The organism is Streptomyces sp. NPDC031049 (genome assembly GCF_055571015.1).
In genome coordinates this window covers 242,352-266,836 of record NZ_JBVIGC010000006.1, presented here as the reverse complement: position 1 = coordinate 266,836, position 24,485 = coordinate 242,352, and the positions used below count along the sequence as shown (strand labels likewise).

23 protein-coding genes and 1 pseudogene are annotated in these 24,485 nt (G+C 74.9%); 8 read left to right on the top strand and 16 right to left on the bottom strand.

Going from position 1 to position 24,485, the window contains the following annotated elements; all coding sequences use genetic code 11:
- Window positions 1–80: 80 nt before the first annotated feature.
- The 12 genes from ACZ45Q_RS13095 to zapE all read right to left on the bottom strand — a co-directional run bounded on the left by ACZ45Q_RS13095 (window position 81) and on the right by zapE (window position 12,835).
- On the bottom strand, window positions 81–893 hold the full coding sequence (locus tag ACZ45Q_RS13095) for a TIGR04222 domain-containing membrane protein (protein ID WP_468259207.1): 813 nt from the start codon (window positions 891–893) through the stop codon (window positions 81–83).
- A gap of 160 nt (window positions 894–1,053) precedes the next feature.
- A complete protein-coding gene (locus ACZ45Q_RS13090) occupies window positions 1,054–2,418 on the bottom strand; it encodes an MbnB/TglH/ChrH family RiPP precursor modification enzyme (RefSeq protein WP_468259205.1) in 1,365 nt (454 codons plus the stop codon).
- 151 nt (window positions 2,419–2,569) lie between these two features.
- Window positions 2,570–2,815: a hypothetical protein gene (locus tag ACZ45Q_RS13085; protein WP_468259202.1), complete on the bottom strand. Its 246-nt coding sequence runs from the start codon at window positions 2,813–2,815 to the stop codon at window positions 2,570–2,572.
- A gap of 144 nt (window positions 2,816–2,959) precedes the next feature.
- Window positions 2,960–3,679, bottom strand: coding sequence for a peptidyl-tRNA hydrolase (locus ACZ45Q_RS13080; RefSeq protein WP_468259199.1), 720 nt, complete (start codon window positions 3,677–3,679; stop codon window positions 2,960–2,962).
- An 89-nt stretch (window positions 3,680–3,768) separates the two neighbouring features.
- A complete protein-coding gene (locus ACZ45Q_RS13075) occupies window positions 3,769–3,948 on the bottom strand; it encodes a hypothetical protein (RefSeq protein WP_468259196.1) in 180 nt (59 codons plus the stop codon).
- Between the two features lie 28 nt (window positions 3,949–3,976).
- The gene (locus ACZ45Q_RS13070; RefSeq protein ID WP_468259193.1) at window positions 3,977–4,837 is read right to left on the bottom strand and encodes a polysaccharide deacetylase family protein; all 861 of its coding nucleotides are present in this window, start codon (window positions 4,835–4,837) and stop codon (window positions 3,977–3,979) included.
- 83 nt (window positions 4,838–4,920) lie between these two features.
- Window positions 4,921–6,453, bottom strand: a complete 1,533-nt coding sequence (locus ACZ45Q_RS13065; RefSeq protein WP_468259191.1) for an FAD-dependent oxidoreductase — start codon at window positions 6,451–6,453, stop codon at window positions 4,921–4,923.
- A gap of 74 nt (window positions 6,454–6,527) precedes the next feature.
- A complete protein-coding gene (locus ACZ45Q_RS13060; RefSeq protein ID WP_468259188.1) occupies window positions 6,528–8,018 on the bottom strand; it encodes a PhoX family protein in 1,491 nt (496 codons plus the stop codon).
- Between the two features lie 90 nt (window positions 8,019–8,108).
- Window positions 8,109–8,927: a slipin family protein gene (locus ACZ45Q_RS13055; protein WP_468259186.1), complete on the bottom strand. Its 819-nt coding sequence runs from the start codon at window positions 8,925–8,927 to the stop codon at window positions 8,109–8,111.
- Window positions 8,928–9,088: 161 nt separating this feature from the next.
- Window positions 9,089–10,573: a SulP family inorganic anion transporter gene (locus ACZ45Q_RS13050; protein ID WP_468259184.1), complete on the bottom strand. Its 1,485-nt coding sequence runs from the start codon at window positions 10,571–10,573 to the stop codon at window positions 9,089–9,091.
- 8 nt (window positions 10,574–10,581) lie between these two features.
- Entirely contained in the window at window positions 10,582–11,163 is a 582-nt protein-coding gene (locus ACZ45Q_RS13045; RefSeq protein WP_468259181.1) for a carbonic anhydrase, read from the bottom strand.
- 556 nt (window positions 11,164–11,719) lie between these two features.
- Entirely contained in the window at window positions 11,720–12,835 is a 1,116-nt protein-coding gene (gene zapE, locus ACZ45Q_RS13040) for a cell division protein ZapE (protein WP_468259178.1), read from the bottom strand.
- Window positions 12,836–13,586: 751 nt separating this feature from the next.
- Here zapE and ACZ45Q_RS13035 point away from each other — a divergent pair.
- The 4 genes from ACZ45Q_RS13035 to msrB all read left to right on the top strand — a co-directional run bounded on the left by ACZ45Q_RS13035 (window position 13,587) and on the right by msrB (window position 16,953).
- Window positions 13,587–14,372: a pyrimidine reductase family protein gene (locus ACZ45Q_RS13035; protein WP_468259176.1), complete on the top strand. Its 786-nt coding sequence runs from the start codon at window positions 13,587–13,589 to the stop codon at window positions 14,370–14,372.
- 221 nt (window positions 14,373–14,593) lie between these two features.
- The gene (locus ACZ45Q_RS13030; RefSeq protein WP_468259173.1) at window positions 14,594–15,067 is read left to right on the top strand and encodes an indole-3-glycerol phosphate synthase; all 474 of its coding nucleotides are present in this window, start codon (window positions 14,594–14,596) and stop codon (window positions 15,065–15,067) included.
- A 70-nt stretch (window positions 15,068–15,137) separates the two neighbouring features.
- Window positions 15,138–16,526: a UDP-N-acetylmuramate--L-alanine ligase gene (gene murC / locus ACZ45Q_RS13025; RefSeq protein WP_468259171.1), complete on the top strand. Its 1,389-nt coding sequence runs from the start codon at window positions 15,138–15,140 to the stop codon at window positions 16,524–16,526.
- A 13-nt stretch (window positions 16,527–16,539) separates the two neighbouring features.
- Window positions 16,540–16,953, top strand: coding sequence for a peptide-methionine (R)-S-oxide reductase MsrB (gene msrB, locus ACZ45Q_RS13020; protein WP_468259168.1), 414 nt, complete (start codon window positions 16,540–16,542; stop codon window positions 16,951–16,953).
- 42 nt (window positions 16,954–16,995) lie between these two features.
- Here the strand turns inward: msrB and ACZ45Q_RS13015 are convergent, their stop codons facing one another.
- On the bottom strand, window positions 16,996–18,309 hold the full coding sequence (locus ACZ45Q_RS13015) for a hypothetical protein (RefSeq protein WP_468259166.1): 1,314 nt from the start codon (window positions 18,307–18,309) through the stop codon (window positions 16,996–16,998).
- Between the two features lie 113 nt (window positions 18,310–18,422).
- On the opposite strand from ACZ45Q_RS13015, the gene ACZ45Q_RS13010 reads away from it, so the two are divergent.
- Together ACZ45Q_RS13010 and ACZ45Q_RS13005 are read left to right on the top strand one after the other, a co-directional pair.
- Window positions 18,423–19,667, top strand: coding sequence for a molybdopterin-dependent oxidoreductase (locus ACZ45Q_RS13010; RefSeq protein WP_468259163.1), 1,245 nt, complete (start codon window positions 18,423–18,425; stop codon window positions 19,665–19,667).
- A complete protein-coding gene (locus tag ACZ45Q_RS13005; RefSeq protein WP_468259160.1) occupies window positions 19,667–20,119 on the top strand; it encodes a hypothetical protein in 453 nt (150 codons plus the stop codon). Before ACZ45Q_RS13010 ends, ACZ45Q_RS13005 begins: the two co-directional genes overlap by 1 nt.
- Before the next feature lie 191 nt (window positions 20,120–20,310).
- Here the strand turns inward: ACZ45Q_RS13005 and ACZ45Q_RS13000 are convergent.
- The 3 genes and pseudogenes from ACZ45Q_RS13000 to ACZ45Q_RS12990 all read right to left on the bottom strand — a co-directional run.
- Window positions 20,311–20,511: pseudogene (locus tag ACZ45Q_RS13000) on the bottom strand (SAM-dependent methyltransferase); the annotation flags it as partial.
- A gap of 503 nt (window positions 20,512–21,014) precedes the next feature.
- Window positions 21,015–21,623, bottom strand: coding sequence for a TIGR04282 family arsenosugar biosynthesis glycosyltransferase (locus ACZ45Q_RS12995; RefSeq protein ID WP_468259508.1), 609 nt, complete (start codon window positions 21,621–21,623; stop codon window positions 21,015–21,017).
- 20 nt (window positions 21,624–21,643) lie between these two features.
- The gene (locus ACZ45Q_RS12990) at window positions 21,644–22,426 is read right to left on the bottom strand and encodes a glycosyltransferase family 2 protein (RefSeq protein WP_468259158.1); all 783 of its coding nucleotides are present in this window, start codon (window positions 22,424–22,426) and stop codon (window positions 21,644–21,646) included.
- 199 nt (window positions 22,427–22,625) lie between these two features.
- Between ACZ45Q_RS12990 and ACZ45Q_RS12985 the strand changes: the two genes are divergently transcribed.
- Window positions 22,626–23,369, top strand: coding sequence for a response regulator transcription factor (locus ACZ45Q_RS12985; protein WP_468259151.1), 744 nt, complete (start codon window positions 22,626–22,628; stop codon window positions 23,367–23,369).
- A gap of 2 nt (window positions 23,370–23,371) precedes the next feature.
- The gene (locus tag ACZ45Q_RS12980) at window positions 23,372–24,484 is read left to right on the top strand and encodes a sensor histidine kinase (protein WP_468259148.1); all 1,113 of its coding nucleotides are present in this window, start codon (window positions 23,372–23,374) and stop codon (window positions 24,482–24,484) included.
- Window position 24,485: the final 1 nt, after the last annotated feature.

The window sequence follows — 24,485 nt, the reverse complement described above, 5'->3', positions numbered from 1 at the left end:
GATGTTTGGCGCGCCGCGAAGGGAAGGCAAGCACCGTCGGCCGGTGTCGGCGCGGGTGCCCCCGTGCGCCCCCGGCGCGTTCAGCCGCGCGGGTCCCTCGGGCCGCCCCCGTCCGGGAACTCCCGCAGCTGCCGCTCGCGGTGGGCGAAGGCCGCGCGCAGGTCCGGTTCGCCGACCGCCTGTATCCCTCGTACGGCGACCGAGGTCAGGAACGTACGGTCGTCCCCGCGCCGCCCGTCGGCCTGCCGGGCCAGGGCGCCGAGCAGCCGCTGTCCGGCGGGGGAGGCCCACGGCGAGTACGGGTGCACCTCCATCCGCGCGATGGCCAGACAGCTCAGCGTCAGTGCCAGCGGCAGGGCGAACCACGCGGCGATCAGATGCCGGGGCAGGTCCGCCGGGACGGGCAGGGTGAGCGCCACCGCGCCCAGCGCGCACACGGCCAGCGCCGCGTACCGCACCTGCCGGACCCCGGCCGCTATGCTCCGGGCGCCGTCCGGCACCGCGAGACCGGCCCCGACCAGCCCGTCGGCGAGCGCGCGCACGGCGTCCGCCGCCGCTGCCGCGGCCCGCACCGGCGCGATCCTGGACTGCCCCCCGGGCCCGATGGCCCCGAGCACGGTCCGCTCCATCTCGTCCTGCCCGCACGGGTCGACGACGGTCGCCCATCCGGTGCGCGCCAGCAGCAGCCGCCGCTGGTGCGCCATGGAGACGAGCGTGAGGTCGGCGACCCGCCGGGGCCCGCCGGACAGGAAGGCGGCCTCGTAGAGCGTCAGCTCACGTGTCCGGCCGGGGCGGGCCTCCACGGCGGCCGCGTGCACGGCGGCCAGGCACAGCCGCAGACACGCCACACCGGCTACGGCCCAGGCCGGCAGCAGGAGCAGTACCCAGAACATGCCGTGTTTCTATGCCAGGCGCTTTCACCGGCGCCATGCCCTGTTCACATTCCGGGACGTGGTGTTGTGCATCCGTGACGTTCCGTGGGTGCCGGAGTCGGTGCCGGTGCCGCCGGCGGTGACGTGCGGGCCGGGTCCTGGGCCGGGTGCGCCGGGAAGGTCACCGCCGCAGCAGCGCCCGCCGTGTCGCCCGGGCCAGCCGCACCACCGGCTGCCGCGACCGCGGCACCGGGCCCGACCGCTCCAGCCACCACTCGTGCACCCGCCGCCGCGCCCGGTCGTCCTCCAACCCGCCGGAGCGCAGCAGGTGGAGGGCGAAGTCCAGCGCGTCCCGCCGGTACCCGCCGCTCATCGGCCGCTTCCGGGCGTAGGCGTGAAAGGCGGTCCGGTACTCCGCGCCGAGGATCCGCGGCAGTTCGGGGGCCACCTTGGCCACCACCCCCGCCCGCTTGGCGACGAGCGCCCGTGCCTGCACGCCCAGCCGGACGCGGTCGAACCCCTCGGGGACGGGCGTGCCGGCCACGAGCGCGGACAGCAGTGCGGTCTGCGCGAGCCCGAGCCGCTGCCGGGCGGGCCCGGTGTCCGGCAGCAGCCGGAGACCACCGCGCCCCCGGCCGCGACCGCCTCCGCCCCCGTCCTCCGCCCCGGACTCCGGCTCCGCCTCGGGCGCCGCACCGGCGCCCACCGCACCCGCCGCGCTCCGCCCCTTCTCCACGGCGACCCGCACGGCGTCCAGCTCCCCCTCCAGCTCGGCCGCCCCGGGGAAGTCCTCGTCGCGCTCCAGCAGCACCCCCGGCGGCGCCACCCGGGAGGCGAGGTCGGTGAGGACGTCCAGGACGGCCGGGGGGACGGGATGGGCGTGGCTGTCGTGCCAGACGCCGTCCCGCTCGAACCCGCCGGCGACGTGCACGTAGGCGAGGGCCTCCAGCGGCAGTCCGGCCAGCGCCTCGGCGGGGTCCTCGCCCCGGTTGACGTGGTTGGTGTGCAGATTGGCCACGTCGATCAGCAGCCGCACGCCGGTGCGGTCGACGAGGTCGTACAGGAACTGTCCCTCCGTCATCTCCTCGCCCGGCCACGAGATCAGGGCGGCGATGTTCTCCACGGCGAGCGGCACGGGCAGCGCGTCCTGGGCGATGCGCACGTTCTCGCAGAGCACGTCGAGGGCGTCCCGGGTGCGCGGCACCGGCAGCAGGTGCCCCGCCTCCAGGTGCGGCGACGCGGTCAGCGGGCCGCCCGCCCGGACGAACGCGATGTGCTCGGTGACCAGCGGGGCGCCCAGCGCCTCGGCCCGCTCGGCGAGGGCCGCGAGCCGCGCCGGGTCGGGCCGTTCGGCGTCCCCGAGGCCCAGGGAGACGCCGTGCGGCACGACGGTGACCCCGCGCTCGCGCAGCCGCACCAGCGAGTCGGGAAGGTGCCCGGGGCAGACGTTCTCGGCGACGACCTCGACCCAGTCGATGCCGGGCAGCCGCTCCACGACGTCCGAGATCTCCGGCCGCCACCCGATCCCCGTCCCCAGTCGCTCCATGGTCCTCCCCCTCCTTCGCCACGCCGTGCACGGACGTGAGGGGGGTATGGCCGGGAGCCGGGCGGCCCAATCTTGTCGCGGTCACGTTCAGAGCAACATTTGAGGTTGCCGGCCCGGTGCCCCGAACCGCCCCTCCGGCGATCGGTGCCGGTCAGTCCGGCAAGGGGGCGGAGGTCGCCAGGCCCGGCTGCCTGCCCTCCGGCGGGTAGTCGCAGTCGATGCCGGTGACCTCGCGGTCCCCGTCCTCCGAGTCGATCACCGCCACACCGGTGCAGGCCCGGCCGTGCCGGTCGGTCCAGGTGACGATCTCGCTCCGGTCGGGTTTCGTGCACCCCGTCACCACCACCGCGCCGACGAGCACGGCCCCCACGAGCGCGGCCTTTCCGTGTGGCTGCATGACCTCCCCCATCCCCCGTGCGCACGCCCTTCGTGCCCCGACGGGTCCTGTCACCAGGGATACGCGGCGGAGGTGAACGCTCCGGCAACGGTGCGGTCCGGCGGCGTCACGAACGCCGCGGGCGGCCACCGGGGCGGACCGCCCTCAGCGCAGCGCCGGGTGATCGGCGACCACCGTGCACGAGCCCGCGGCGATCTCCGTGTAACCGGCGTCGCGGACCACCGGGAGGCCACTGTCCGTCAGGCCCTGCCACGCGCCGGGGGCGGCCGTGCGCACCGCCAGCGGGAAGCCCGCGTCGCGCCAGGCCGCGCGCTGCCGCGGGGGCAGCTCCCACCAGGCAAGCTGTGCGCCGTGGCCCGCCTGGGCCATCGCCTTGCCCGCCGACATCTCCAGGGCCGGATTGAGCCACAGCACGGGGCCGGCGGGGTCGGCGGGCGCGGGCGGCTCCGGGTCGTCGAGGTCCGTGCCGGAGACCTGGAGGCGGGCCAGGTCCTTGGGCCAGCCGTCCAGCGGGACCGGCGGGAAGACCCGGACCTCGGCCGTCTCACCGGCGACGGTGATGCCGGGCAGCGCCTCGGCCCGGCGCCATTCCGCGCCGCGCGCCCGGCGCACCACCTTGCGGATCCGGGCGTCCTGCCAGTCCCGCATCGCCTGCGCCCACTCGCCGTCCCCGGTGGACCGCTCGTCCTGGAGCATCACCAGCACCGCCCGGGCCGCGGTCTGGAGCGCGTCGGTGCGGGCGGGCGGGGAGCCGCGCTCGATGCGGACGACCAGCGGCAGCACGAACTGCGGGGCCAGGTCGCGGTCGCCGGGCTCGGCGCGGAAGGGACTGTCGTGCGTCAGCGGGGTGGTCTCCGGGCTCATGCCCTCCAGTCTGCCCTGCCGGCCGGCGGGCGCGGGCCGCGCGTGCACCCTCCGGCCGGCACGCGCGGGCCGCGCGTCCGCCCCGCCGGTCAGCAGCCGCAGGCCCCGCGTTCGGCCTCCCGCCACTCGCAGGCCGGGCAGAGCGTGATCCCCTTGTACGACTCCGGGTACTCCGTCGGCTCCCGGCACAGCACGCACTCGGCGTACGGCGGGCCCGCGGCCTTCGGCGGCCTGGCCGCGTCGATCAGGCAGTAGTCCTCGTCGGTCATACGTCCAGCGTAGGCCCGCACCGGCGGCTCAGCGCCGGCCTTCGGCGGCCCCGATCAGCTCGGACACCTTCACGAACCGGTACCCCTGCCGGCGCAGCTCGGGGACGACCTGCCGCACCGCCCGCTCCGTCGCCGGGGCGGCGCTGCGGGTGCAGTGCAGGACCACGACCGACCCCGGCCGCACCCCGTCCAGCACCTGCCGGGCCACCGCGTCCGCGTCCGTGGCGAACGCGTCCCCGCCCACCACGTCCCACTGCACGGCGGTGACACCGGCCGCCGCCAGCTCCTTCAGCGCCGGGCGGTCGTAGCAGCCGCCGGGGAAGCGGAAGTACGGCATCGGCTCCGGCACCCCCGCCTTGCGGAACGCCGCGTAGGCCCGCTCCACGTCGGCGGCCATCCGGTCCCGGGAGACGGTCGGCAGCCCGTAGCAGTCACCGGTGAAGGCGTAGTGGCTGTAGGAGTGGTTGGCGACCTCGAACAGCGGGTCCCGGCCGATCGACCGGGCCTGCTCCGGGTACTGCTCGGCCCACCGTCCGGTCATGAACACCGTCGCCGGCACCTTCAGTTCGCGCAGCGCCGCGATCAGCTCCGGATTGTCGAACCGCTCGCCGCCGGCCGCCCGCGGCCCCTGGTCGGCGGTCATGTCGGCGTCGAAGGTCAGGGCGACGGTGCGGTCCCGCCCGGTGCGGGGCCCGTGCGCGAAGACCGGCGTCAGACCCGCGGGGCCGGGCGCGAGGGTCGGCGGACGGGACGGGGAAGGGGAGTGGGACGGCGCCGGGCGGGGCGACTGCTGCGCCTTCTGCGGTGCCGGGGCGGTGCCGCAGGCGGCGAGGGCGGCGCCCAGGACACAGAGGGCGGCCACACGTCGTACGAGAGCAGGACTGATCATCGTACGAACGTATGGGCGTGTCAGGCGTTATGAGTGCTTTGTGCCGTTATGGCACCCGGGCGTCACCCGTCCGGCCCGGTGCCTCAGATGTCCCGCCGCTCCAGCGGCTTCGTCGCCGGGCCCTGGATCACCGTGCCGTCCGTGCCGAAACGGGAGCCGTGGCAGGGGCACTCCCAGGCGCGCTCGGCCGCGTTGAACGCCACCAGGCAGCCCAGGTGGGTGCAGCGGGCCGAGACGGCGTGCAGCGCGCCGGCGTCGTCCCGGTAGACGGCGAGCCGGTCGCCGCCGGCCCGGACGACGGCGCCCTCACCGGGCGGCAGGGCGTCCACGGGCGGTACGGGACGCAGCCGGTCGCCGACGAAGTGGCGGGCGACCTCGGCCTGCGTCTTCAGGAACTGCGGGGCCTCGCGCACCGCCGTACGCAGCCGGCGCGGGTCGTACAGCCCGCTCCACGCGCAGCTGCCGCCGGTGATCTGCGTGGTGAGCAGCCGGCCCGCCATCATGCCGCCGCTCAGCCCCCATCCGCCGAAGCCGGTGGCGACGTAGGTGTGCTTCGCGCCCGGGTGCAGCGGCCCCACCATCGGCACCGTGTCCGTCGGGTCGATGTCCTGCGTGGCCCAGGAATGGGTGAGGTCGACGCCGGGGAAGTGCTCGCCGGCCCAGGCGCGCAGCCGGCCGAACCGCTCCCGGGTGTCGACCGTGCCCGGCGTGAAGTGCTCCCCGGTGACGATCAGCAGCCGCTGTCCGTCGGCGCCGTCGCCGGTCAGGGGCGCCGTACGGACCGAGCGGGTGTTCTCGTCCGGCGTGATGTACATGCCGTCCGGGTCGCGGTCCGCGCCGATCGCGCCGGCCACGACCAGTTCCCGGCGCGGGGAGAGACGGGCGAACAGCAGCGCCCGGTCGAAGATCGGGTAGTGCGTGGCGACCACCACGTCCCGGGCGGTCACCGTCGCGCCGGTGCCGGTCGCCACCCGGCACGGCTCGCCCTCGTCCAGGCCGTGGACCGTGGTGTTCTCGAAGATCCGCCCGCCGCGCGCCTGAAGGTCCTCGGCCACCGCCAGCAGGTACTTGCGCGGATGGAACTGCGCCTGCCCGGTGACCCGGACCGCTCCCGCCACGTCGAACGGCAGCCCCGTCCCGGTCACGAAGGAGGCCGGCAGCCCCGCCTCCCGCGCGGCCGCCGCCTCGGCGCGCACCTCCTCCACCCGGTCCGCGTCGCGGACGTAGGTGTAGGAGTCCCGTGTCTCCCAGTCGCAGTCGATGCCCAGCTCCGCCACCAGGGCGGCGGCGTGCTCGATCGCCTCCGTCTGCGAACGGGCGTACAGCCGGGCGGCCTCCGCGTCGCGGGTGCGGCGCAGCCGGTCGTAGATCAGCGTGTGCTGGACGCTCAGCTTGGCCGTGGTGTGCCCGGTGACGCCGGCGGCGATCCGCCCGGCCTCCAGCACCGCCACGCTGCGCCCTGCCCGGGCCAGTTCGTAAGCGGTGCTCAGCCCGGCCACGCCGCCGCCGATCACGGCGACATCGACGTCGAGGTCGTCGGTGAGCGCCGGGCGCGGGGGGCCGCCCGGTGCGGTACTGAGCCAGTACGAGCCGCTGACGTGCGCGTTCTCCGTCATGCGGCCCCGGGTACCCCACCCGGGCGGCTTCAGTGACCGGCCGGCCCCGACAGCCCGATCGGACTACGCCCCCACTACCTCCGCCAGGGGCCCGTCACCGCGAAGGTCGTCCCCGGCGTGTAGCAGTTGACGTACATGGTGTCGCCGTCGGGGGAGAAGGTGACACCGGCGAACTCGCCCCACTCCGGTTCCTCGGGCGTGCCGATGTTCTGCCGGCCGCGGGCCATCGGGTACACCTCGCCGCGCCGGGTCACGCCGTACACGTGCTGGGCGCCGCCGCCGTCCTCGCAGACCATCAGGCCGCCCCCGGCCGCCAGGCAGATGTTGTCCGGGGACTCGCCGGGCAGCTGCACGTCGGTGTCCGGGCCGAAGACGATCACCAGCGTCAGCCGGCGCCGCTCCGGGTCGTACCGCCAGATCTGCCCGTAGTGGTCGCCCGCCGAGCCCTCCGCGCTGCGGGCGAAGGACGACACGAAGTACACGCAGCGCCCGCCCCAGTAGCAGCCCTCCAGCTTCTGCGCGTGGGTGATGCCCCCGCGCCCGAAGTCCTGGTGGCGGATGGCCGTCTCCCTGGCCAGCGGGTCGGGTACGTCCACCCACTCGATGCCGTCGAAGGCCGCCCCGGTCTCCTGGACGCAGGACAGGTCCGGCACGCCGGGCACCCGCATCGCCTGGAGCCGGCCCCCCGCGCGCAGCGAGCCCGTGCCGCCCAGCGGCTTGTCGGGCAGGAACCGGTAGAACAGGCCGAAGGGCCTTTCGAACGCGTCCTCGGTCTCGTACACCACACCCCGGCGCGGGTCGACGGCGATCGCCTCGTGCTGGAAGCGCCCCATGGCGGTGAGCGGCACGGCACCGGTGCGGTGCGGGTCGGCGGGGTCGACCTCGAAGATGAAGCCGTGGTCCTTGGTGTAGCCGTTGGTGCCGGCCTTGTCCTCGGTCTCCTCGCAGGTCAGCCACGTGTGCCAAGGGGTGGGCCCACCCGCGCAGTTGACGGCGGTGCCGGCGATGGCGACCCGCTCGGACAGGACGTGGTCGCGCGCGTCCAGGGTCAGGGCGGTGCAGCCGCCCTCACCGGCCGGGTCGTAGGTCAGGCCCTCGACGGTCGGGACGGGGACCCGGCTGCCCGTGCGGTTCTCGTGGTTGCGGACCAGGTGGACGCGGCGGTCCCGGCCGTGCCGTCCGTGACCGCGTGCGGGGAGGGCGGCCATGCCGTCGTGGTTCGACGGCACCGGGCCCTCGCCGGAGCGGAGCCGGTCGCCCTCGCGGGACAGCACGCGGTAGCGGAAGCCCCGGGGCAGGTCGAGCAGGCCGTCCGGGTCGGGGACCAGCGGGCCGTAGCCGGAGCCGTGGCCGAGGCGGTCCTGCGCGACGGCGGTGCCCGCGAAGAGTTCGGAGAGGCTTCCGGCGAAGGCGATCCCGGCGCCCAACGCGCCGGTGCGGGCAAGGAGCTGACGTCTGCTCGCGCGGCCGTCGTCGGACGGGGTGGCGCCGGTGCTCCCGGTCGTGGTGGCGCCGGTGCTCCCGGGCGCGGTGTCGGGCGTGGTCTCGAGCGCGTACTCGGGCATGGGGCAGCCTTCCTGCTGGCGGACAGGAACTGTGACCCCGCCGTGTCTATCACCTGACAAGGCCCGCGGGAACCATGCGTGCTACACGCGTCACGTGCCCGCCGACCGCTCCGGGGTCCGGGCCGTGCGGTCCACGGGCTGCTCGGGTGCCGGCTGCGCCTTCTCCAGGAACCGCAGCAGCTCCACCGGGAAGGGCAGGACGAGCGTGGAGTTCTTCTCGGCGGCCACCGCCACCACCGTCTGGAGCAGCCGCAGCTGGAGCGCGGCGGGGGTCTCCGACATCTCCCGGGCGGCCTCGGCGAGCACCTTGGAGGCCTGCCGCTCGCCGTCGGCGTTGATCACCCGGGCCCGCCGCTCCCGGTCCGCCTCCGCCTGCCGGGCCATCGACCGCTTCATCGTCTCGGGCAGGGACACGTCCTTGATCTCGACGCGGTCGACCTGCACGCCCCAGCCGACGGCCGGGCTGTCGATCATCAGCTCCAGACCCTGGTTCAGCTTCTCCCGGTTGGACAGCAGGTCGTCCAGCTCGCTCTTGCCGATGATCGAACGCAGCGACGTCTGCGCCATCTGCGAGACGGCGAACTTGTAGTCCTCGACCCGGATGAGCGCGCTGGCCGCGTCGACCACCTTGAAGTACACCACCGCGTCCACGCGCACGGTCACGTTGTCCCGGGTGATGCCCTCCTGGGCGGGGACCGGCATCGTCACGATCTGCATGTTGACCTTGTGCAGCCGGTCCACGATCGGAACGATCATGGTGAAGCCGGGCTGCCGCACCTCGCCGACGAGCCGCCCGAGCCGGAGGACCACTCCGCGCTCGTACTGCTTGACGATTCGCGCCGCCGAGGCGACGTACAGCACCCCGGCGGTGCCGACGCCGGCGGCCGCGGTCAGGAGCTCCTCGAGCATGACGACCTCCTTCGCAGAGGTCCGTTTCGTGCGCTCGCGTCACGATGTCGCTGATATCCCTCATATCACGATAGGCCAGGCGCCTGGTCCGCGGCCATGCCCGCGGCCCCGGACCAGGCGCCCGATCGTGTGCGGCCGGGCGGTCCCGGTGCCGTGGGCGGCTAGGCGGGTGTCGCCGCCCGGCCGGTGTCCATGACCTTCACGGGGTCCGTGCCGACGGCGCTGTGCCGTTCCGCCCAGCTCTCCAGCGCGGTGCGGCAGGCGTGGTCCAGGTGGTGGAGCCCGGACAGGTCGACCTCGACCGGACGGTCCTTGGGCAGCGCCTCCAGGCTCTCCATTATTTTCGGCAGCCGCAGGAAGGTCGCGTTGCCCGACAGATGGGCCTGGATGGGCCCGGCGCCCTTGTCGACGATCTCCAGCTTGAGCTGCGAGGTCTCCCAGGCGGTCTTGACGACCGACAGGGCCATGCCGATCAGGACGCCCTCGAACATGTTGACGGCGACGATCGACAGGGCCGTGACCGCCAGGATCAGCGCCTCGCCCCGGTGCGCCCGCCACAGCGGCACGAGCTGCCGGAACGGGATCAGCTTCCAGCCGGCGTGGACCAGGATGCCGGCGAGTGCGGGCAGCGGGATCAGGGCCAGCACGGCCGGCAGCAGCGCGGCGAACAGCAGCAGCCACACCCCGTGCAGAACCCGGGAGGCCTTGGTCCGCGCGCCCGCGTTGACGTTGGCGGAGCTGCGCACGATGACCGCGGTCATCGGCAGGGCGCCGAGCGCGCCGCACACCGTGTTGCCCACGCCCTGGGCCATCAGCTCCTTGTTGTACTCGGTGCGCGGGCCGTCGTGCATCCGGTCGACCGCAGCGGCGCTGAACAGGCTCTCGGCGGAGGCGATGAGCGTGAACGCGAGGATGGTGCCGAGGATGCCGATGCTCGCCAGCTCGCCGAAGGCCTCGCCGCCGGGCGGCTGCACGGCCTGGAGCAGGCCGCTCACCTCGACGGTCGCGACCGGCAGCGTGAACGCGGCCGTGACCAGTGTCGCCAGGGCGACGGCGGCCAGCGCGCCGGGCACGGTCCGCACCCGCTCGGGGAGTCTCGTCCACAGCACCATCACCGCGACGGTGCCCGCGCCGACGGCGAGGGAGATCAGGGCGTCGGTGCTGCCCAGCATGTCGGCGAAGGCGCCGGGCAGACCGATGATCTTGTCGATGCCGGAGGCCGGCGCCTCCAGACCGGCCGCCGCGTACAACTGGCCCGCGATGATCACCAGGCCGATGCCGGCCAGCATGCCCTCGACGACCGACAGGGAGATCGCCCGGAACCAGCGCCCCAGCTTCAGCGCCCCCATGCCCAGCTGGAGCAGGCCCGCGGCCAGCACGATCACGCCGAGCGCGGGCACGCCGTAGGTGTCGACCGCCTCGAATACCAGCACCGTCAGACCGGCGGCCGGCCCGGAGACCTGGAGGCTGCTGCCGGGCAGCATGCCGGTGACGATGCCGCCGACGATTCCGGTGACGAGTCCCAGCTCCGCGGGGACGCCGGAGGCCACGGCCACGCCCACGCACAGCGGGACCGCGACGAGGAAGACGACGAGGGAGGCGGCGAAGTCCTGCCGCAGGTGGGGGAGTTTGGATATCGAGGTCACGGCGCCGCTCACAGGACCTCGAACGTGTCGGTGTCCGCCCGGTGTTGGCGCACGGTGCCCGTGTGGACCTCGTAGTACCAGCCGTGCAGCCGGAGCCGGCCCTCCGTCAGGCGGCGCTCCACGCAGGGGTAGGAGCGCAGCCGGAGGATCTGCGCGAGCACGTGGTTCTGCACCGCCTCGGCGACCGTGGGGTCGGCCGGGTCGGAGCACTTGGGCTGGTCCGCGCCGTACGCGAGCCAGTCGCGCACCGCGGGGACGGCGGACAGGTCGTCGCCGCGCACCATCGCGCCCACGGCGCCGCAGTGGGAGTGGCCGCAGACCACGATGTCGGCGACGCCGAGCACCTGCACGGCGTACTCGATGGTGGCCGCCTCGCCGGCCGGGCGCTCGGCGGCGTACGGCGGCACGACGTTTCCGGCGGTGCGCAGTTCGAAGAGTTCACCGGGCCGGGCGCCGGTGATCAGGGCAGGCACGACCCGGGAGTCGGAACAGGTGATGAACAGGACGTCGGGGGACTGGCCCGCGGCGAACCCGGCGAACTCCTCAGGGCGCTGTCCGAACGAGCGGGCGTTGTCGATGAGGGGCTGCATGACGTGGTGTTTTCCTCCTGGCGCGCGGTGGGGAGCGCGTCGGATGGGCAGGACAGAGGTGGGGGGCTGCTCTGACACTCGGCAGCGATCGACCTGACGTGCCGTCGGCGCGGTCCGTCGAGGGTCTGGACGGGTCCGTGGGCGGGGGACCGGTCGGGTCCCCGCACCTGCCGACGTTGGCCACGGATTTACGCGGTGTATATGCGGGTGCGAAGGACCCGGTGCCGGTGAAGGGAGCGGGGGTGGACCGGGCCGGGGGCGAGGAGTGATCTCGTCCGCCGCACCGCCGTACCTCCGAACATGTCGCTCCTTCAGCAGCTTTCCGTGTCCGGCGCACGCGTGGCGCACGTTAAGCGAACACCAAAGCTTGGTCAACGCTTGGTCAAGAGATACGGTAACCCGGCGTCGGCGTTTGCAGGGTTAACTACGAGTTACGAGCCGAAGAGAGCCCGAAAATTGTGCCTCCGGTGGCGCGAACTCTGCACTCGCGCGGGGGTGTCGAGCCCGTTTCCCGCGGGAGCGCGGGAAACGCGTCAGGACTTGACCAGGCGCGTGGTCAGGAATCGACCAGGCGCGCCGCGTCCCGGGCCAGCGCGGTGAGGCGGGAGATGGCCCGGAAGTACTTCTTGCGGTAGCCGCCCTTGAGCATGTCCTCGCCGAACAGCTGGTCGAAGGGCAGACCGGAGGCCAGGACGGGCACCTCGCGGTCGTAGAGCCGGTCGGCGAGCACCACGAGCCTGAGGGCGGTCGACTGGTCCTCCACCGGGCGTACGCCGGTGAGGCACACGGCCCGCACGCCGTCGGTCAGGGCGCCGTAGCGGCTGGGGTGGACGCGGGCGAGGTGGTCCAGCAGGTCGGGGAAGGCGTCCAGGGAGGCGCCCGTGGTGGCCTGCGCCGCCCGGGTCACCTGCGCGTCGGAGTGCGGCGCCGGTGCCTCGGGCAGCCCTCGGTGACGGTAGTCCTCGCCGTCGATGCGCAAGGTGCGGAAGTGGGCCGACAGACCTTGGATCTCCCGCAGGAAGTCGGCCGCCGCGAAGCGGCCCTCGCCGAGCTTGCCGGGCAGCGTGTTGGAGGTGGCGGCGAGCGCCACGCCCGCGTCCACGAGGCGTCCGAGCAGGGTCGACACCAGGACGGTGTCGCCGGGGTCGTCCAGCTCGAACTCGTCGATGCACAGCAGCCGGTGCCCGGAGAGGGTCTGCACGGTCTGCTGGAAGCCGAGGGCGCCGACCAGGTTGGTCAGCTCCACGAAGGTGCCGAAGGCCTTGCGGGCGGGGTCGGCCGGGGTGGCGTGCCACAGGGAGGCCAGCAGGTGGGTCTTGCCGACGCCGTACCCGCCGTCGAGATAGACGCCGCGGGGGCCGGCGGGGGCCTTGGGCGCCTTGCTCCGGCCGAAGCCGAACAGGCCGCGCCTGCCGCCGCTCGCGGGGGCCGTGTCCAGCCCCGCCGCGAAGTCCTCCAGCACCCGCACGGCCTCGCTCTGGCTGGGCTGGTTCGGGTCCGGCATGTAGGTGCTGAAGCGGACCGAGTCGAAGCGCGGGGGCGGGACCATCTCGGCCACCAGCCGGTCCGCGGGTACGTGCGGCTCGCGGGCGCACAGGGACAGCGGGGCGGCGCCGGTTATCGGGCTGGGCCCGGTGGCGGCGGAACCGGAGGCGGCGGAGGAGGACGACACGCCTCCCCATGTTAGGGCCTGCCGGGGGGTGCCCTCGGCCCCCCACCGGCGAACGGCGACCGGCCGGGTCCTGGTGGGGGTGGGTGAGGGTGCGTGCGGGCGGCCGGGCAGGGGGGCGACGGGCGCGGGCGTAGGTGGTGTGGGGCCGGGTCCTGGTGAGGGGTGGCATGGGTGGTCCGGACGGTCGGTGGGTCGGCGCGTCGGCGGGGCGGCGGGGTGGCGGTGTGGCGGACCGGGCGTTCGGGCGACGGGCCGCCGTCGTCGGTGCGCGCCGCAAGTTCCGGCGACGGACGCGACGCCCCGGCGACGGGCCGGGCACAACAAGGGCGGGCCTTCCGCGGACCGGGCGGTCCGCGCGGCGGACCGGTGCTCCTCCGGCGCGGACCGGGCCCTGGCCGGGGTCCGCGCCGGGCCCCCGGTCGGGCGGATGGCCCGGGCTCCCGGTGGGGCCGGTGGCCCGGGCCCCGGTCGGCGGATGCCCCCGCCCCGGTCGGGCCGATGACCCGGCCGGGCCGATGACCCGGGCCCCCGGTGGGGCCGATGGCCCGGAGCCACGGCCGGGCTCCCGACCGGCCCCCGACCGGCCCCCGGTCGGGTCCGAGTCGTCGTCGGGTCCGGGACGGGCTGTCGCCGGGGCCGTGCCGCGCCGCCCCCGGCCGTTCCGCCGGCCCGGCAACGGCCCAGGTGGGGCAGGAGCAGGCCGCTCACGGCGTACGGGATGGGCGGCGTCCCGCGTGGAACACTGCACGGCATGCGACGCCTGTTCCCTGTGACCCATCTGACAGCCGACTCGGGCCCCGATCCGGTGACCGACCGTGAGTGGAGCCTCGCCGAGCTGGCCGACGCCTACGCCTACCCCGAGCCGGGCGGCACGGGCGCGTGGCTGCGGGCCAACATGGTCGCCAGCCTCGACGGCGCCGCGCAGCACGACGGCCGCTCGCAGCCCATCTCCAGCGCCGCCGACATGCGGATCTTCGGCACGCTGCGGGCACTGGCGGACGTCGTGGTCGTCGGTGCCGAGACGGTGCGCCGGGAGGGGTACCGCCCGGCACGCGCGCGTGCCGAGTTCGCCGAGGCGCGGCGGGCCGCCGGACAGGGCCCGGCGCCGGTGATCGCCGTGGTCAGCGCAGGCCTGGAGCTGGACTTCACCCTGCCGCTGTTCACGTCGCCGCTGGTGCCGACCCTGATCCTCACCGGTGCCGCCGCGGCCCCGGACCGGGTCGCCGCCGCCGAGCGGGCGGGCGCCCGCGTGGTGACCGCCGGCGACGGGGTCGGCGTGGACCCCGAGCGTGCCGTCCGGGCCCTGGCCGGGCTCGGCCACACCCGGCTGCTCACCGAGGGCGGCCCCCGGCTGCTCGGTCAGTTCGTCGCGGCGGGCGTGCTGGACGAGCTGTGCCTGACCGTCTCGCCGATGCTCACGGCGGGTGACGCCCAGCGGATCGCCGGCGGGCCGTCGGTCGCGGTGCCGCGGCGTTTCGCGCTGGCGTCCCTGTTGGAGGAGGAAGGTTTCCTCTTCAGCCGCTACCGACGGGACTGAACCCCCGGACCGAGGGCGTGAACGGCGCGAGACCGGACACCTGTACGAGCGGTACCGCGCCTCCGGGAATCGGCGGAATCTTCCGTTCCGTTTAGCACGCGCCGGGCACACTGAATCCGGCAGTCCCCGTGCGATCACGGGGCAGGATGGTTTCCGCACGGCTGGTTCGGCCATGCGGAAGGTGGGCCCACGGGGGGCCCTCGAAGCAGAAGGGGCGCCTGTTGTTCACCAGTGTTCTGATGATCGAGAAGGCCATGACCTCCGCCGACGTGGAGTTCGTCACGACCTTGCACGGGGACGAGCCGGTCTCCTTCCATCTGCTGCTCCAGCCCCGCGGCGAACAGGCCGACCGCCTGCTGCGGGCCATCGACGACGTGGCCCTCGGAGAACTCGACGAGGCCGTCCGCGAGGGCGAGACCCCCGAGGGCGAGGAGGCGCTGAGCGTGGGGCAAAGAGCCCTGGAGGTGTCCCTCACCGCCCTGCACGCGGCCGGCAGCGAGGCCACCGGCCGACTGGTCGACGACCACCCCCTGGACGCGCTGAAGACCCTGGTCGAGGAGGTCGGCGCCGACGAGGTGATCGTGCTGACCGACCCCCACTACGTGGAGGAGTTCTTCCACCGGGACTGGGCCTCCCGGGCCCGGCACAAGGTCGGCGTCCCGGTGCTGAAGCTGTTCTCCCACAGCAAGGCATAAGGTGGTCGGCTGTACGTCCGCCGCGCCGGCGGACCCACCGCCCGCACCGCACGCACAGGGAGACACGCGCATGGCACCCGGCCTTCCCACCGCCATGGACCGACCGCACTTCATCGGGATCGGCGGCGCCGGAATGTCGGGCATCGCCAAGATCCTCGCCCAGCGCGGCGCGAAGGTGGCCGGCAGCGACGCGAAGGACTCCGCGACCGCCGAGGCGCTGCGCGCGCTGGGCGTCACCGTGCACATCGGACACGCGGCGGAGCACCTCGCCGACGACGCGAGCTGCGTGGTCGTGTCGTCGGCGATCCGCCAGGACAACCCCGAGCTGGCCCGCGCGGCCGAGCGGGGCGTCCCGGTGGTCCACCGCTCCGACGCCCTCGCCGCCCTGATGGACGGCCTGCGCCCGATCGCGGTGGCCGGCACCCACGGCAAGACGACGACCACCTCGATGCTCGCCGTCTCCCTGTCCGAGCTGGGCCTGAACCCCTCGTACGCCATCGGCGGCGACCTGGACGCCCCCGGCTCCAACGCCCTGCACGGCGACGGCGAGATCTTCGTCGCCGAGGCGGACGAGAGCGACCGGAGCTTCCACAAGTACGCCCCCGAGGTCGCCGTCGTCCTCAACGTCGAGCTGGACCACCACGCCAACTACGCCTCGATGGACGAGATCTACGAGTCCTTCGAGACGTTCGCCGCGAAGATCGTCCCCGGCGGCACCCTGGTGATCGCCGCCGACCAGGAGGGCGCGCGGGAGCTGACCCGGCGGCTTGCCGGGTCGGTGCGCACGGTGACGTACGGCGAGTCCGAGGACGCCGACGTGCGCATCCTCTCCGTCGTCCCGCAGGGCCTGAAGAGCGAGGTGACCGTGGTCCTGGACGGTGCCCGGCTCACCTTCACCGTCTCCGTCCCCGGCCGCCACTACGCGCACAACGCCGTGGCCGCCCTCGCGGCGGGGGCCGCCCTCGGTGTCCCCGCCGCCGAGCTGGCCCCGGCGCTGGGCGCCTACACCGGCGTCAAGCGGCGCCTCCAGCTCAAGGGCGAGGCGGCCGGCGTCCAGGTGATCGACTCCTACGCCCACCACCCCACCGAGATGACCGCCGACCTGGAGGCCATGCGCGCGGCGGCCGGCGACGCCCGTATCCTCGTCGTCTTCCAGCCGCACCTGTTCTCCCGCACCCAGGAGCTCGGCAAGGAGATGGGCCAGGCCCTGTCCCTGGCGGACGCCTCCGTGGTCCTGGACATCTACCCGGCCCGCGAGGACCCGGTCCCCGGCGTCACCAGCGACCTGATCATCGAGGCGGCCCGGGCCGCGGGCGCCGACGTCGTGCCGCTGCACGACAAGGCGGAGGTCCCCGAGGTGATCGCGGGAATGGCGCAGGCCGGTGATCTCGTTCTCACCATGGGCGCGGGCGACGTCACCGACCTGGGCCCGCGCATCCTGGACCGTCTGTCGAAGTGAGGGGTTGAAGGCCATGCCGTACGAGGTCGAGAAGCCGGACGAGCAGTGGCGCGCGGAGCTGTCCCCGGCCGAGTACGCCGTCCTGCGCCAGGCCGGCACCGAGCCCGCCTTCACCGGCGAGTACACCGACACCAAGACCGAGGGCGTCTACTCCTGCCGTGCCTGTGGCGCCGAGCTGTTCACCTCGCAGACCAAGTTCGAGTCCCACTGCGGCTGGCCGAGCTTCTTCGACCCGAAGGACTCCGACGCCGTGGAACTGCTGGAGGACCGGTCCCACGGCATGGTCCGCACCGAGGTGCGCTGCGCCCGCTGCGGCTCCCACCTGGGGCACGTGTTCCGCGGTGAGGGCTACCCGACGCCGACCGACGAGCGCTACTGCATCAACTCCGTCTCGCTGCGGCTGACGCCGGCCGAGGCCGGGGACTGACGGGGTGGTCCCGCCGGGCACGGGCCGCCGCGCGCCGGGCGGTCACCACCCGGTGAGCACCAGGTGGTTCACCAGCAGCGCCAGTGCCGCCTGCGCCGCCAGCCACGCCCGCGCCCCGGGCAGCCAGGCGCAGGCCGGCAGCAGCCACAGGGCGAACGGCAGCCAGATCCGCTCCGTCTCCGCCTTGCTCATCCCGGACAGGTCGGCGATCAGCAGGGCCAGCAGCGCGGCGGCCACCAGCAGCACCAGGCGGGGTGGGGGAGTGACGGGCCGGCCCAGCAGCGTGGCGGACCGGCGCAGCCCGGCCACCGTCGCCGGGCCCACCAGCAGCACCGTGCACGCCAGGTTCGCCCACACCCAGTAGGCGTACGGGCGGACGCCGCCGGCTCCCTGGTGGTAGCGGGTGACCAGCGTGTCGTACCCCTCCCACCAGTGGAAGCCGAGCGCCGTGAACAGCACCGGCAGGACGGCGAAGCCGGCCAGCAGCCAGGGCAGCGCCCGCACCCGCCGCCGGCCGAGGAGCAGCACGGCCGCGGCCGGCACCGCGAAGAGCGTCAGGCCGTAGGACAGATAGACCGTCAGGCCGAACAGCAGACCCGAGGCGAGACCCGTCCACACCGGCCGGTGCCCCGTCACCGCCAGCGCGAGGAACGCCACCGCCCACGCGGTGACCGCCGCGAAGTAGGCGTCGGGCGACGCGCCCATCCACACCGCCGCCGGGGCCAGGACCAGGAACGGCGCGGCGCGCCGCGCGAGCGTCTCGTCGGCGAGCGCCCGGACGGTGACGAGGATCGCCACCGCCGCCGTCGACCCGGCCGTGATGCACCAGGCACCCGCCCAGCCCCCGCCGCCGAGCCCGGCCCGGTCCAGCAGCACGAAGGACAGGGTGGCCCCCGGGGGATGCCCCGCGACATGCGCGGGCCAGTTGTCCGGCGCGTCGATCAGGATGTGGTCGGTGAAGGTCCGCAGCGCGGCCGGGATGTCGGCGAACCGGTCGATGACCTGGAGGTATTCGTGCCGGGTGGTGAGCCGGGCGACCACGCCCCGCTCGAAGCCGTCGATCAGGGCCAGCGACCACGTCCAGGCCAGCCCCGCCGCCCAGACCGCCGCCAGCAGCGGGCGCCAGCGCAGCCGGGCCGCGAGCGCCGGGCCGTAGGCCACCACCGCCACGGCCACCGCGAGGGCGGCCGGGGTGCCGGGGCCGACGTGCGGTTCCCAGTGCCCCACCAGGGGCGGCCAGCCGACGAACAGCGTGCCGTCGCGGCGCTGGACGGCGGTGCCGATCAGCACGGCGGCCAGTACGAGGACGGCGGCGGCGGCAACGGCGTACAGGTCCCTCAGGAGAGCGCGGTTCACGTGCGGCACGCTAGGCCGTTCAGCCAGGCGCAGGCGCCCGACGTGCGTGGACGTCAGCGTTTCGTCATCGTTCGGGGCGCCCGTCCGGGCGCTGGGGTGCCTACCGTCGGTCCATGGCACGGTCTCCCTTCTCGCCCGCCTTCTGGCGCAGCCCCCTGCGCGGCCCCCGCTTCACCGCCGTCCTCGGTGTCGTCCTGCTCGGCGGCATCACCCTGCTGTTCGTGACGGGCCTGCTGTCGTACGCCGCCTACAACCCCGACCTGTCACCCGTGAACGACAAGACGCCGGACAAGGGCCTCCTCGGCTTCTACCTGTTCTCCTGGCCGACCGGGCCGCACTGGCTGTACCGGCTCACCCAGGGCGTCCACGTCACGCTCGGGATCACGCTCGTCCCGGTGCTGCTGGCCAAGCTGTGGTCGGTGGTCCCCCGGCTGTTCGCCCTGCCGCCGGCCCGCTCCCTGGCCCACGCGCTGGAGCGGCTGTCGCTGGTGCTCGTGGTGGGCGGCGCGCTCTTCCAGTTCGCGACGGGCATCCTCAACGTCCAGCTCGACTACGTCTTCCCCGGCTCCTTCTACCCGCTGCACTTCTACGGCGCCTGGGTGTTCTTCGCCGCGTTCGTTCTCCACGCCGCGCTGAAGACGCCCACGGCCCTGCGCAATCTGCGCCGGATGCGGGCGGGCACGGGCGAGGAGACCGACGATCTGGTGGCCCCGCGGCCCGACCCGCCCACCGTCTCCCGGCGCGGGGCCTTCGGGCTGGTCGGGGGCGCGTCGCTGCTGCTGTTCGCCACCACGGCCGGACGCAGCTTCGACGGCCCGCTGCGCCGCACCGCCCTCCTCGCCCCGCACGGCTGGGCGGACCCGGGCAGCGGGCCGGGCGGCTTCCAGATCAACAAGACCGCCGCGTACGTCGGGATCGACGCCCGCGAGACCGAGGCGGACACCTGGCGGCTGGTCCTGACCGGCCCGGCGGGCACCGTCCGCCTCAGCCGCGCCGAGCTGGGAGCGCTGCCCCTGCACAGCGCCGCGCTGCCCATCGCCTGCGTCGAGGGCTGGTCGACCTCCGACCAGTGGTGGCGCGGCGTACGGCTGCGGGACCTCGCGGACCTCGCCGGATACGACGTGGACGGCGGCGACCGGCCCGACCTGCTCGTGGAGTCCCTGCAACGGCGCGGGGCGTTCCGCCGGGCCGCGTTCCGGGCCAACCAGGTCGCCGACCCGCGCTCGCTGCTCGCCCTCGCCGTCAACGGCGAGGACCTGACCCTGGACCACGGCTACCCGGCGCGGATCATCGTGCCCGCCGCACCCGGTGTGCTGAACACCAAGTGGGTGGCCCGGATGACCTTCGGAGACCTGTGATGCGTGTCCGCGTTTCCCTCGGCAACCCCCTGCAACTGCTCCTGACGGCCTGCTCGTTCGCCCTCGCCGGGTACGCCGGCGTGCGGCTGCTCGCCGGGGACTGGTTCGGTGTCGCGCTGTGGTTCGTGGGCGCCGCCCTCGTGCACGACCTGGTGCTGGTGCCGGTGTACGCGGCGGCCGACCGCGCCCTGGCCCGGGGGCTGGGCCGCCACCGGGACCACATCGGGTACGTCCGGGTCCCGGCCGCCCTGTCCGGGCTGCTGCTGCTCGTGTGGTTCCCGCTGATCAGCGGGCGGGTCGCGGACCGCTACGAAGGGGTCGCGGGCCTCTCCGGGAGCGGCTTCGCCGCCCGCTGGCTGCTGGTCACCGCCGCCCTGTTCGGCGGCTCGGCGCTGCTGTTCGTCCTGCGGCTGCGCAGGGCGGCGAAGCAGCGTCCGGCGACCGACCACTGAGCCTCGGCACGCCAGCCCGTGCGCCGCGCGTGCCGCAGCAGGGCCGGCGTGCCCAGCCGCGCCCACGGGAACGGGCTGCCGGCCGCGCCGTGCGCGTCGATGACGTGGACCTGCACCCGCTCGTCGACGTCCGGATGCGGAACCGTCTCGGCGATCAGCAGGCCGCCGGGCGCCAGGAGCCGGGACATCCGGGCGAGCAGGGCGTCGACGTCGCCGCCGATGCCCAGGTTTCCGTCCATGAGCAGGGCGGTGCCCCAGCCGCCCTCGCCGGGCAGCGGTTCGAAGACGGAGCGGCGCAGGGCCCGGCCGCCCAGGCGGATCGTGCGGGCCACGGCGGCCTCGCTGACGTCGACGCCCAGGACGCGACGGCCCCGTGCGCCCAGGGCCGCCACCAGCCGTCCCGGGCCGCAGCCGACGTCGAGCACCGCGCCCTCGCAGCGCCGCAGCACCTCCAGGTCGGCGTCGTCCGCCTCCGCGCACCAGCGCTCCACGTCCAGCGGCAGCAGCCATCCGTCGGCCCGCCGCAGGAACAGCGGTCCCCGTCCGGCGCGCAGCGCACGGTCGTACACGTCGGCGGACCAGGCGAGCCGCGCGCCGGCTGGCTCCCGGCCGAGGCGGCCCCCGCCCGGGGCCCGCCGGTCCGTGCCGGTCCCCGGCGCCTCGGCCGCCGTGGTCGGGCGGCCGGGGTTCCGTCGGGGTGGGCGGGTGCCGGTCCCTGGAGGGCCGGCCGCGGTCGTGCGGTCGTGGGTGTCTGTCGTGCGGTCTTTGGCGTCCGGTGCGGGGTCGGCGTGCGGTGCGGGATGGTGGGCGGTGTCCGGGGCCGGGTCGTCGGTGTCCGGTGCGGGCCGGGGGCCGCGTTGCCGGCCGACGGGTGCCGTGGCCTGCCGTACCCCGTTCACCGGCGCGCCGCCGTGATCTCGGCCAGCCGTGCCGCGAACCGGCCGCCGGGCGCCCGGGCGGCGACCAGCCGGGCGTCGGCCGCCGTGTCCACGTCCCGCAGCGGCGGCAGCTCCCCGACCCGCAGCCCGGCCAGCCGGGCGCGTTGCGCCGCACCGGTGCGGGGCGTCGACATCGGCACGCCGCGCAGCCGCGCCGGGTCCGGTTCGGCCAGCCCCAGCGCCCAGAACCCGCCGTCCTCGGCGGGCCCCAGACAGGCGTCGCAGTCCGCGAAGTCGACCGTGAGCAGCTCGGGTGTGACCTGCGGGGTGTCCATGCCGATCAGCAGCGCGGGGCCGTCGCAGCCGGCGAACGCGGCGGCCAGCCGCTCGTCGAGGCCGCCCGCGCACTGCGGCACGACGTCGAAGCCGGCCGGCAGCCAGGGGCCGGGCGCCCCGTCCAGGACCAGCACCCGGCGTCGCGCGGGCGTGCGCGCCACGGCGTCCAGGGTGTCCTCGAGGGCCGCCGCCGCGAGCGCCGCCGCCTCCTCGGGGGTGAACGGCGGTGTCAGCCGGGTCTTCACCCGGCCCGGCCGCGGCTCCTTCGCGATCACGAGGAGCGTCGTCACCGGCGGGCCGGCCGGCCCGGTCACCGCCCGGCTCCTTCCCGCGTGCTCCCCGCGGGCGGCTCCGCCAGCACCCGGCGCATGTCCCGCACCGCGTGCCAGGTGCCGCGCCAGGTGCCGGTCACCTTGGAGGCCCCGGTGCGCGCCAGATACGCAACGTCGTGCTCGGCGACCCGCCAGCCCGCGTCGGCGGCGCGCACCACCATCTGCAAGGGGTAGCCGCTGCGCCGGTCGGTCAGTCCGAGGGCGAGCAGGTCCGCGCGCCGGGCGGCCCGCAGCGGCCCGAGGTCGTGCAGCCGCAGTCCGGTACGGCGGCGCAGCATGCGCGCGAGCACCAGGTTCCCCACCCGCGCGTGCGCCGGCCACGCGCCCCGGTCGACCGGCCGGCGCCGGCCCAGCACCAGGTCGGCCCCGCCCGAGCGGACCTCCCGGACGAACGGCACCAGGTCGGCCGGGTCCAGCGAGGCGTCGCAGTCGCAGAAGCAGACCACGTCGGCCGTGGCGGCGGTCAGCCCCGCGTGGCAGGCGGCGCCGAACCCGCGCCGCTCCTCGTGCACCACGGTCGCACCGAGTGCGCGGGCGACGGCGGCCGAACCGTCGGTGGAGCCGTTGTCCACGACGACGGCACGCCAGCCGGCCGGCACGCGGTCCAGCACCCAGGGCAGGGCCTCCGCCTCGTCGAGGCAGGGCAGGACGACGTCCACGCCGGCGTCCGCCTCGGCGGCGCGCGGGGGACCGGCGGCCGGGGACGCTGCGCGGGCGGGTGGTTCGGGGGGTTCCGGGGGAGAGGTCGTCACGGCTCTCACCCTACGAACGCAAACCAGACATATCACCCATCGGCTCCTTACGAAACACGGACGTCCGCTCCCCACGAAACACGGACGTCCGCTCCCCACGAAACACGGACGTCCGCTCCGTACGGAACACGGACGTCCGCTCCTTACGAATCGAGGACGTCCGGCACCCGCCGCCGCGCATCCGGCCGCGTGGTGCGAGGCTGGCGGCATGGAGCAGCAGCAGCCGAGAGCGGGGGCCGGTGCCCGGGTCCTCGTCGTCGACGACGACCCGACCGTCGCCGAGATCGTCACCGGCTACCTGGACCGGGCCGGATACGTGGTGGACCGGGCCGGCGACGGGCCGGACGCTCTGGCGCTGGCCGCCGCCAACCGCCCCGACCTGGTGGTCCTCGACCTGATGCTGCCCGGCATGGACGGCCTGGAGGTCTGCCGCCGGATGCGTGGCGCGGGAGCCGTGCCGGTCATCATGCTCACCGCCCGCGGCGACGAGGACGACCGCATCCTCGGTCTGGAGGTCGGCGCCGACGACTACGTCACCAAGCCCTTCAGCCCCCGGGAACTGGTCCTGCGCGTCGAGTCCGTGCTGCGCCGCACCCGCCCGCCCGGCCCCTCGGCGCCGACCCTGCACGCGGCCGGGCTCCGGCTCGACCCGGCGGCCCGCCGCGCGTTCAAGAACGGCGCCGAACTCGCCCTCACCATCCGCGAGTTCGATCTGCTGGCGTTCTTCCTGCGCCACCCCGGGCGGGCGTTCGGCCGCGAGGAGCTGATGCGGGAGGTGTGGGGCTGGGACTTCGGCGACCTGTCCACGGTCACCGTCCACGTCCGCCGGCTGCGCGGCAAGGTCGAGGACGACCCGGCCCGGCCCCGCCTCATCCGGACGGTGTGGGGCGTGGGCTACCGCTTCGAACCCTCTCCCGGCGCCCTGGGCGGTGCCCGTGACGGCGGGGAGTGACCGTGCGCGACACCCTGCTCATCGCCCTGTTCGCCTTCCTCGGCGCCACCGCGGCCGGCCTGCTCGGCGCCGGCGTGCTCCTGCTGATCCGGCGGCGCTCGCTGACCGCGCACCTCGCCGTGGTCGCCGCCGTCGCCGTCACCGCCATGCTGGCCGGCACCCTCGCGGTCTGCCAGGCGATGTTCCTCTCCCCGCACGACCTGACCGTCGTCACCACCGTCGTCGCCATGGCCGCCGTCGTCTCCCTGGTGACCGCGCTGCTGCTGGGCCGCTGGGTCGTCGCCCGCAGCCGCGCCCTGACGCTGGCCGCCCGCTCCTTCGGCGACGGCGGGGACTTCGCCGCCCCCGACGGCCCCGCCACCGCCGAACTCGCCGCGCTCAGCCGGGAGCTGGAGGCCACCAGCGCCCGCCTCGCCGAGTCCCGGGACCGCGAGCGGGCCCTGGAGTCCTCCCGGCGCGAGCTGGTCGCCTGGATCTCCCACGACCTGCGCACCCCGCTCGCCGGACTGCGCGCCATGGCCGAGGCGCTGGAGGACGGCGTCGCCGCCGACCCCGACCGCTATCTCAGGCAGATCCGCACCGAGGTGGAGCGCCTGAACGACATGGTCGGCGACCTCTTCGAACTCTCCCGCATCCACGCGGGCGCCCTCAGCCTGTCGCCGACCCGGATGTCCCTGTACGACCTGGTGGGCGACGCCCTCGCCGGCGCCGACCCGCTCGCCCGGGAACTGGGCGTACGGCTCGTCGGGGACCGCGTCGAGGAGGTGCCGGTCGAGGTGGACGGCCGGGAGATGAGCCGGGTGCTCGGCAACCTGCTGGTCAACGCCATCCGCCGGACCCCGGCCGACGGCACCGTCGCCGTCGCCGCCGAACGCTCGCCCGAGGGCGTGGTGCTGTCCGTCACCGACGGCTGCGGCGGCATCCCCGATGAGGACCTGCCCCGCGTCTTCGACACCGGCTGGCGCGGCACCCACGCCCGTACGCCGCCCGCCGGCGCCGGCCTGGGCCTGGCCATCGTCCGCGGCATCGTCGAGGCGCACCGGGGCCGCGCCACGGTCCGCAACGTCGCCGGCGGCTGCCGCTTCGAGGTCACCCTGCCCTCCGCCGGCGGCTGAG